At 44.4% G+C, this 9,479-nt stretch carries 4 protein-coding genes; all 4 read right to left on the bottom strand.

The features are described from left to right. Positions 1 to 12 precede the first annotated feature (12 nt). The 4 genes from RTP55_RS09695 to gyrA all read right to left on the bottom strand — a co-directional run bounded on the left by RTP55_RS09695 (position 13) and on the right by gyrA (position 8,943). The gene (locus RTP55_RS09695) at positions 13 to 2,085 is read right to left on the bottom strand and encodes a 2-oxo acid dehydrogenase subunit E2 (RefSeq protein ID WP_312385809.1); all 2,073 of its coding nucleotides are present in this window, start codon (positions 2,083 to 2,085) and stop codon (positions 13 to 15) included. 81 nt (positions 2,086 to 2,166) lie between these two features. Next, positions 2,167 to 4,980 carry a pyruvate dehydrogenase (acetyl-transferring), homodimeric type gene (aceE, locus tag RTP55_RS09700; protein WP_312176111.1) on the bottom strand — a complete coding sequence of 938 codons (2,814 nt, stop codon included), beginning with the start codon at positions 4,978 to 4,980 and terminating at the stop codon, positions 2,167 to 2,169. A gap of 280 nt (positions 4,981 to 5,260) precedes the next feature. Beyond that, positions 5,261 to 5,956, bottom strand: coding sequence for a glutathione S-transferase (locus RTP55_RS09705; RefSeq protein WP_312385810.1), 696 nt, complete (start codon positions 5,954 to 5,956; stop codon positions 5,261 to 5,263). 173 nt (positions 5,957 to 6,129) lie between these two features. Beyond that, the gene (gyrA, locus tag RTP55_RS09710) at positions 6,130 to 8,943 is read right to left on the bottom strand and encodes a DNA gyrase subunit A (protein WP_312385811.1); all 2,814 of its coding nucleotides are present in this window, start codon (positions 8,941 to 8,943) and stop codon (positions 6,130 to 6,132) included. Between the last annotated feature and the right edge of the window lie 536 nt (positions 8,944 to 9,479).

Raw genomic sequence — 9,479 nt, forward strand, 5'->3', positions numbered from 1 at the left:
TTGCGCTGCAATTTATAACAACACGCGGCGTGGATCTGCTAGTAATTTTGCAATATAGCGGGTAAATACTGCAGCGTCCGCACCATTGATCACACGGTGGTCATACGATAATGACAAAGGTAGCATTAAACGTGGCTCAAACTCGCCTTTAGTCTCATTCCAACGTGGCTGAATGCTAGATTCACTCACGCCTAAAATCGCAACTTGTGGCCAATTGACCAGCGGCGTAAAGTAAGTACCGCCAAGATTGCCTTGACTTGAAATCGTAAATGACGCGCCGGTTAACTCTTTGGCAGATAGTTTTTTATCACGTGCTTTTTTGGCAAGTTCACCGATTTCAATCGCTAGTTGTTTGATACCTTTTTGCTCTACACGTTGAATGACAGGGACTGTCAAACCCTCCTCGGTGGCTACAGCAAAGCCTAAATTCACGGATTTACGGATAATAATCTGGGTATTGTCATCGCTTAAATGGCTGTTAAATTTTGGATGTTGCATCAGTGCATAAGCAGTTACTTTCATGATGAAAGCCAGAATGGTTAAACTCACCCCTTCTTTTTTCATCTCATCTTTCAGGTCGCCACGCAATTTTTCAACATCGGTAATATCTGCCAAATCAAACTGGGTGACTTGTGGCAAATAGGTATTGTAATTAAGCTGCGGAATTGAGACTTTTTGTAGACGGGTCAAATCTTGGCGCTCAATTTCTCCCCAAATTTCCGTTTTACTCATATCGGGTAAATTAGGTAATCCTGCGCGAGCCGCTGATGGCGCAGATATATTATTTGCTGCTGCGGGTGTGCTAACTGCTTTTATTGTATTTTTGACATAAGCAAACACGTCTTCTTTGACAATACGCCCATTAGCGCCCGTACCAATCACTTCACTGACATCAACACCCAATTGGCGCGTAAGTTTGCGCACCGCAGGCCCTGCATAAACCGCGGCGTTTTTGGCATTAATTTGTGCTTCAGACAGTTTTGACTGTGAACTTGACTGGATAGCTGTTGTGGTAGCGCTATTAGTTGAAGTCGACGCGGTATTTTGCGTTTTAGCGATTTCTTGCTGAGCAGTATTGGTGGTCGCTTGCGGCTGTGATGCTGATTGCACTGACCCCGCCGCTTCAATCACAACAAAGTCTTGACCATTGGTGACGGTATCGCCAGCGTTAACCAGTAATTCAACCACTTTACCGGCGACTGGCGAAGGGACTTCCACCGAGGCTTTATCGGATTCTACCAATAACAATGGTTGTTCTGCTGTGATCTCATCGCCTACTTTGACCATCCATTCACTAATCTGTGCCGATTCTACCCCTAAATCAGGCAAACCAAAGGTTTGTTTACCAGCGGGTGTGGATGATTGAGGCGCAGATACCGTTTGAGCGGGTGGCTGATTTTGGTTTGCAGCTGAATTGGCTTGACTAGCGACTTGTTCTGATGGGTCACTGGCTAATGGCTGTTGCGAAGCTGATTGGGAGGCCATCACGATAAAGTCCTGACCATTGGCGACCGTATCACCTGCATTGACTAAAAATTTGACAATTTTTCCACTGACAGGTGCCGGTACTTCGACCGAGGCTTTATCGGATTCGACCAATACCAGCGGTTGTTCAGCAGTGACAGTATCGCCCTCTTTGACTAACCATTCACTAATTTCTGCGGTATCCACCCCTAAATCTGGCAATGTATAGGTTGCTTCAGCTGATGCGGATGTTGGCTGTGATTGATTTGGCGCAGCCATAGACGGCGCTTGCGATGAAGTCGCGTTAGCTTCTTTAGCTTCGTGAGATTGGGCTGCTTGTTGGTCTGTCTGTTGCGTAGGTTGCTCTACAGGTGCAGTGTTGGATTGGCTATTGCCTGCACTATCAATGGTGAGAATCACATCACCTTCTTTGACCTTATCACCGATTTGAAGACTAATTGCTGTGATAGTCCCTGCTGATGTTGCAGGTACTTCTACGGAGGCTTTGTCAGATTCTAATAAGACAATGTTATCGTCCACATTGATGACATCGCCGACTTTGACCATAATTTCGCTGACTTCGGCGCTATCAACGCCTAAGTCGGGAACTTTGATTTCCATGGGTTTATCCTTAAATTTTTATTTCTACTAAGTGGGTAATCAGCCGCTAATACGTGGCTGATTACCTACTATTGATTTCTATTATTCAGGTTTGTCGTTAAGAATTGGCGCATCGGCTTTATCTTCTGCTTTGCCGTCTGCTGAAATGGCTTCATCATCCTCTTCAACCAAGGTTGGTACAGGTTTTGGATGCGCGCCTAAAATTGCTGGGGCATCTGGGGAATGGTCGATTTGTACTTGAGGATACCAAGCTGGTGAAGCATCAGCATCAATACCTAAGCTACTAATCGCATCTTTGACCAAACGCGCATCAACTTCACCTTCATCTGCCAATAGTTTGAGCGTTGCCACCACAATATGGGCGGCATCCACTTTAAAGTAACTACGTAATTGGCGGCGACTATCCGAACGACCAAAACCATCGGTACCTAAGGTAGCATACGGTCGACTGTCTGGTAGGTAGGCGCGGATTTGCTCAGAGAAAATGCGCATATAGTCGGTGGCGGCGACTACAATCCCTTCATGCTGGGCAAGTTGCTCAGTAACCCAAGGCGTACGCTGTTCATCTAGTGGGTGTAGACGATTGTACTCATCACATGCCATGCCTTCACGAGTGAGTTCATTAAAGCTTGTGACACTCCACACGTTGGCATTGATATTGAATTCTTCAGCTAAAATTTGCGCGGCTTTTTCAACCTCACGTAAAATTACGCCTGAACCTAGCAATTGCACTTGTTTTGAACCATTGTCTTTGAGCAAGTACATGCCTTTTTTGATGCCTTCTTCTACCCCTGTTGGCATCGCTGGTTGTTCGTAGTTTTCATTCATTAAGGTAATATAATAGAAAACCCGTTCGCCTTCACCATACATACGGCGCAGACCATCTTGTACAATCACCGCTAGCTCATAACCATAACATGGGTCATAAGTGACACAGTTTGGCACCGTGTTAAATAAAATCAACTGATGACCGTCTTGGTGCTGTAAGCCTTCGCCATTGAGTGTAGTACGACCTGCGGTACCGCCAAGCAAGAAGCCTTGCGCCTGCATATCCCCTGCGGCCCAAACTAAATCACCGACGCGTTGGAAACCAAACATCGAATAATAGATATAAAAAGGAATCATCGGTAACGCATTGGTTGAATAACTGGTCGCTAACGCAATCCAAGTACTCATCGCACCCGCTTCATTAATGCCTTCTTCCAGCATGTGACCGTCTTTGGCTTCTTTATAACCCATCAAGGCTTCATGGTCTTCAGGGGTATAATTTTGACCCGATGCCGAGTAGATACCCAATTGGCGGAACATACCTTCAAGACCAAAAGTACGGGCTTCATCAGGCACAATCGGTACTACACGCTCTTGCAGCGCTTTATTTTTTAGCAGTGCCGCTAGCAAGCGTACAAATACCATAGTGGTAGATTGTTCTTTGCCCGCACTACCTTGTAGTAATTTATCAAAAATCTCTAACCCTGGGACATCGAGTGGAATATGACCACTACGGCGATTGGGTAAATGTCCGCCCAGTGCTTGACGGCGACCTTTGAGGTATTGGATTTCAGCAGAATTTTCATCAGGACGATAAAACGGCAATTCTTCAAGCTGCGTATCGGTAAATGGCAAATCAAAACGGTCACGGAAGTATTTTAACGAATCAATTTCGAGTTTTTTGATTTGGTGGGTTTTGTTGACCGCTTGGCTTTGGTTAGATAAGCCATAACCTTTGACAGTTTTAACCAAAATCACTGTCGGCTGACCTTTGGCTTTCATGGCTTCACTAAATGCGGCATACACCTTCATTGGGTCGTGACCACCACGGTCTAAATTTTGGATTTCTTGGTCAGTCCAATCTTTGACCATCTCGGCAAGTTCTGGGTATTTACCAAAGAAATAATCACGGACAAATTTACCATCACGCGCTTTATAGACTTGGTATTCACCATCGAGGGTCTCAAGCATTCGATGTTTGAGCGCGCCCGTATGGTCTTTGTCTAGTAGCGTATCCCATTTACCGCCCCAGATGACTTTAATCACTCGCCAGCCTGCACCACGAAACACGGATTCAAGCTCTTGGATGATTTTACCGTTACCACGTACCGGACCATCTAGACGCTGTAAGTTACAGTTAATTACCCAAATCAGATTTTCTAGATTCTCGCGACCGGCTAGTGAGATAGCACCTAAGCTCTCTGGCTCATCGGTTTCCCCATCGCCCAAGAATGCCCAAATCTTGCGACCTTCTTTTGGAATCAAGCCGCGATTTTCAAGATATTGGTGCACATGCGCGTGATAAATCGACATGATTGGGCCTAAACCCATCGACACGGTTGGGAACTGCCAATAGTCAGGCATCAAATAAGGGTGTGGGTAGCTAGATAGCCCCTTGCCGCCTACTTCACGGCGAAAATTTGTTAGCTGCTCTTCAGTCAATCGACCTTCTAAAAATGAGCGAGCATACATCCCTGGCGAACCATGACCTTGATAATAAATCATATCACCGCCAAAGCTTTCACTCGCTGCACGCCAAAAATGGTTAAAACCTGTTTCGTATAACGTTGCGCTAGAGGCAAACGTCGCTAAGTGACCGCCTAAGTCGTCGTCATTTTTGTTGGCACGCATCACCATCGCCACCGCATTGTAACGAATGATAGCGCGAATTTTACGCTCTAGGGTTAAATCACCGGGATAAGAGGGTTGATCTTCTACAGGAATAGTGTTGATGTAAGCGGTGTCAAGACGGTTAACGCGTAATCCTTCTTGTACCGCCTTATCATAGATGGCTTTTAGTAAAAAAGTGGCACGTTTTTTTCCCACTGACTTGATCACCGAATCAAAGGCGTCAAGCCATTCTTGGGTTTCTTGACTATCAGGGTCTTTAAAATACTGATATTGCATTTTTCGTTCCTTCTGGCAATGGCATCCATCCATGGAAATAACCTAGAATGGAGCTAGGTTGTAAACGACTCAAAGTATTCAACTATTAGACACAAAACATTGTTATAAATAGCGATAGCAATATTTTACATAAAAAAAAATGTTTCAGTATTTTCGCTAATTTTTGATAGGTATTTAGCTATGAAATAAAGGTAAAAAAACAACTATTTTTTCTGACCATATAGTAAATTTATCGACAAAGTAAAGCAATAAAAGCGTTAAATCGCTTGACAGTCAATCATCAACACTTATCAACCGCTTTTTGATAAGCTGGGCGAGCTTGGCATTTTTTTAACCAATTGTGAATATTGGCGTATTTTGCCTCTAAACTATGGGTTTCTTGCATGGCGTTTATGCCAAATTCAAGCTGTATATCAGCGCCGCTAAATTGGTTGCCAGCAAGCCATTCATTGCTACCCAAATGCTTATCTAGCATTTTGAGCTGTTCGGTTAATGAATGATTCAGATAAGATTTGTCTATCCCTGATTTGAGTAATTTTGCCACTTGCTTGATACCTATCGGTGATTTTTCTATCATGGTAGCAAATATTAGTCGGATAATAAGCAAGGGCATCAACGAGCTTTCGGTAAAATGCAGCCAATATCGATACTGCTCATACGCCTCACTGCCATAATCTGGGCGAAATTTTTTATTCAGCACCAGTTGTGAGATTGGCTGTGCATCTTTCTGGTCGCTTAACTGGTCATAGTTATCAATCAAATACTCAATGATATTGGCCGATTCAATCAGCGTTTTTCCATTATCTTGCAGGATAGGTGCCTTACCCATCGGGTGAATTTTTTGCAAAGACTTGGGTGCCAAACCATGATGGCGTTCGTACTTGGTCAACTGATAAGGCAGTTCTAATTCCTCTAATAGCCAAAGAATTCGGAATGAACGTGATTTTTCAAGGTGATGTAGATGCAGTTTTGACATAGGTATACTCGTCTTTTAATGTAATAGGATTGTTAGAACAAGATAATTTCAAATTTTATAAGGCTTTAAACTTGCTGGCTGTTGCGAAATTGTAGAATTGATCGAAAAAAAACCAGCTTATTGATTGATAAGCTGGTTTGATAAAGCGAGGTTACAAATAACAAAGCTACAAATTAGTCATCTAGCTGTTGTGCATCGGCTTCTAGTAAACCATCTTGCTGCAGCGCTTCAGACAACTCGATGTCTTGCAAATCCGCACTGTCTTGTAAATCAGCGCTGTCTTGCGCAATATTGTCAGCCAATTCTGACGCTACAATATCTTCGTCCAGCTCGTCTTCGCTACCGCCTTCAACCAAAGCAATAGATACCAATGATTCATCTTGTGAAATACGAATCAGGGTGACCCCTTGCGCATTACGACCTGTTTGCGCGATTTGCCCGACAGGTGTACGCACCAGCGTGCCGGCATCAGAAATCAGCACAATATCATCAGCATCGGTTACCGCTAACGCCTGCACCAGCTCACCATTACGCGCCGTGGTTTTGATGGCGATAATGCCTTTACCGCCACGACCTTTGACAGGGAAATCAGAGACAGGTGTACGTTTGCCAAAGCCCCGCTCACAAGCACATAAAATCTCGCCCTGCTGTGGGGCAACAACCAACGACACCACACGGCTAACCGCAACGACACTGTCATTGTCTTGGTCATCTTGGCTATCGTCTTCAAGCTCGGCGTCCTCGTCTTCGATACCTTGATTGGCCAGTAGCGTCACCCGCATACCGCGTACCCCTTTTGCGGTACGACCCATCGCACGGATTTTACTTTCATTAAAGCGAATGGCTTTACCTTCATTGGAGAATAACATGATGTCTTGCTCGCCATCGGTAATGGCAACGCCAATCAAGTTATCGCCGTCGTTCAGTTCAACAGCGCGAAGTCCGTTGGCACGAAGGTTTTTAAATTGTGACAATTGGACGCGTTTTACCATACCCGATGCGGTTGCAAAGAACACATAGCTATTGTCATTTTGCTTGTCGTCTTCGGTCACAGGTAAGATGGCGGTGACTTTTTCATCGGCATCGAGCGCAATCAAATTGACCATCGGACGGCCACGCGAACCACGGCTGGCAATAGGCACTTCAAACACTTGCAACCCAAACACACGACCCCGATCGGTAAAAATCATCACATTGTTGTGTGTCGATGTGACCACCATATGGTCAATGACATCGTCTGCTTTCATGGCAGTGGCTGACTTTCCTTTACCCCCGCGTTTTTGGGCGATGTAGTCACTGATAGGCTGGGTTTTGGCATAGCCCGTGCGTGAAACAGTCAACACAACGGTCTGTTCAGGAATCAAATCTGCACGACTAAAGTCACTGCGGCTATCGACGATTTGGGTTTTGCGTGCATCGCCAAAGTCATCACGGATTTGGATTAATTCGTCTTTGATTACTTGCATTAATTGGTCAAAGTTATCCAAGATGCTTTGTAATTGGGCAATGAGTGCCAAGATTTCTTTGAATTCTTGCTGTAGCTTGTCTTGCTCTAGCCCTGTTAAACGGTGCAGCTGCATATCCAGAATAGCATTGACTTGGTCAGGCGATAGACGATAATGTTGGTTGTCATCAATCAGTCCATATGGGGCATTTAGGTCTTCGCCTTCAATCACATCGGGGCGAATCGAATGACTGCCTGCTGCCTCTAACATGGCAATCACGCCACCTGACTGCCAAGTATTGGTCAGTAAGTTATCGCGGGCTTCTTGGCGGTTTGCCGATGCCTTGATAGTGTCAATAATACGATCAATGTTGGCAAGGGCAATCGTTAGCCCTTCTAGCAGATGACCACGCGCCTGCGCTTTTTTGAGCTCATAAATAGTACGGCGAGTGACAACTTCTTGGCGGTGACGCACAAAAGCGGCAATCAAATCACGCAACGTCATGATTTTAGGTTGACCTTCATCTAAGGCAACCATGTTAATGCTAAAACTCGATTCTAAAGGCGTTTGGATAAATAGATTGTTAACGATGACTTCCGCGTTTTCACCCCGTCTTAAGTCAATAGCGATACGCATGCCATCTTTATCTGACTCATCACGAATCTCGCTAATGCCTTCAAGTTTTTTATCGCGTACCAATTCTGCGATTTTTTCAATCAGTTTTGCTTTATTGGTTTGATACGGAATTTCAGTAAATACAATACGCTCACGCTCTTTATTGGCGCCCGTTTCACTCATCGGTTCGATGTGATATTTGCCGCGCAAATGCAGGCGACCTTTACCGGTGCGATAAGCATCGACAATGCCTGAGCGGCCATAAATGATACCGCCTGTTGGGAAATCAGGACCGGTGATATGCTGCATAAGCATTTCACCCGAGATGTGCGGATCATCGGCATACGCCAAACACGCATTAATCACTTCGGTCAGATTATGTGGCGCCATATTGGTCGCCATACCCACCGCAATGCCTGTGGCACCATTAACAAGCAAATTTGGAATACGGGCTGGCATGACGCTTGGCATTTGCTCTGAACCATCATAGTTTGGCTCCCAATCCACAGTGTCTTTATCCAAATCACCCAGCATTTGGTGAGTAAGTTTTTGCATGCGCACTTCGGTATAACGCATCGCTGCGGCAGGGTCATCATCCACTGAGCCAAAATTACCTTGACCATCGATGAGCATATAGCGCATTGAGAACGGCTGCGCCAAACGCACAATCGCGTCATACACTGCAGTATCGCCATGTGGGTGGTATTTACCGATAACATCACCGACCACACGCGCCGATTTTTTGTAAGGTTTGTTAAAGTCGTTTGATAATTCATGCATCGCGTATAACACACGGCGATGAACAGGTTTGAGCCCATCACGCACATCAGGTAAAGCACGGGAGACAATTACGCTCATGGCATAGTCGAGATAAGATTGTTTTAATTCATCGACGATGCCAATCGGGCTAACGGAATCGGTGGACATGCACGCTCCTTTTATCAAGCTACTTAAATATACGAGTCATCTTATTTATTTTACTTTTCAAGGCGATAGCTAAGTTAACAACCATGCGTTTAAAAGCAATGCGCAATTTTGACCAAAAGCTGCAAAAAACCCCAATCAAAACTTTTAGAAAAGTAACACAGATGACGTAATATTTTTAGGATAGTAAAAAGGAATAATTATAGCATAAAACGCATGATTTAGCAGTTAACCCACCGCCAAATGTCGACGCTAATATCAAAATATCATGCTTTGACGGGTGTTATTTTACCCCCATGGTAAGCTACCCAAATTTAACCAGCTATCTTAATCAACTATTGTAATAATTAATAATCTATAAAATAAACTGTCTAATGACAAAGCCTGTTGATAAACAGGCTTTGTTAAATGGGTATCAGTTAAGTGCGTGTTGGTTAATTGGGCATAGATTCAGTAGCTATCGCAAATTTAGAACTGACTAAACTTATAGTTAAAACTGTAATATAATAAGCATTTTAAACCAATACCACCATGCCCAA

It is taken from the genome of Moraxella sp. CTOTU47579, from assembly GCF_032004885.1.
GTDB lineage: Bacteria > Pseudomonadota > Gammaproteobacteria > Pseudomonadales > Moraxellaceae > Faucicola > Faucicola tetraodonis.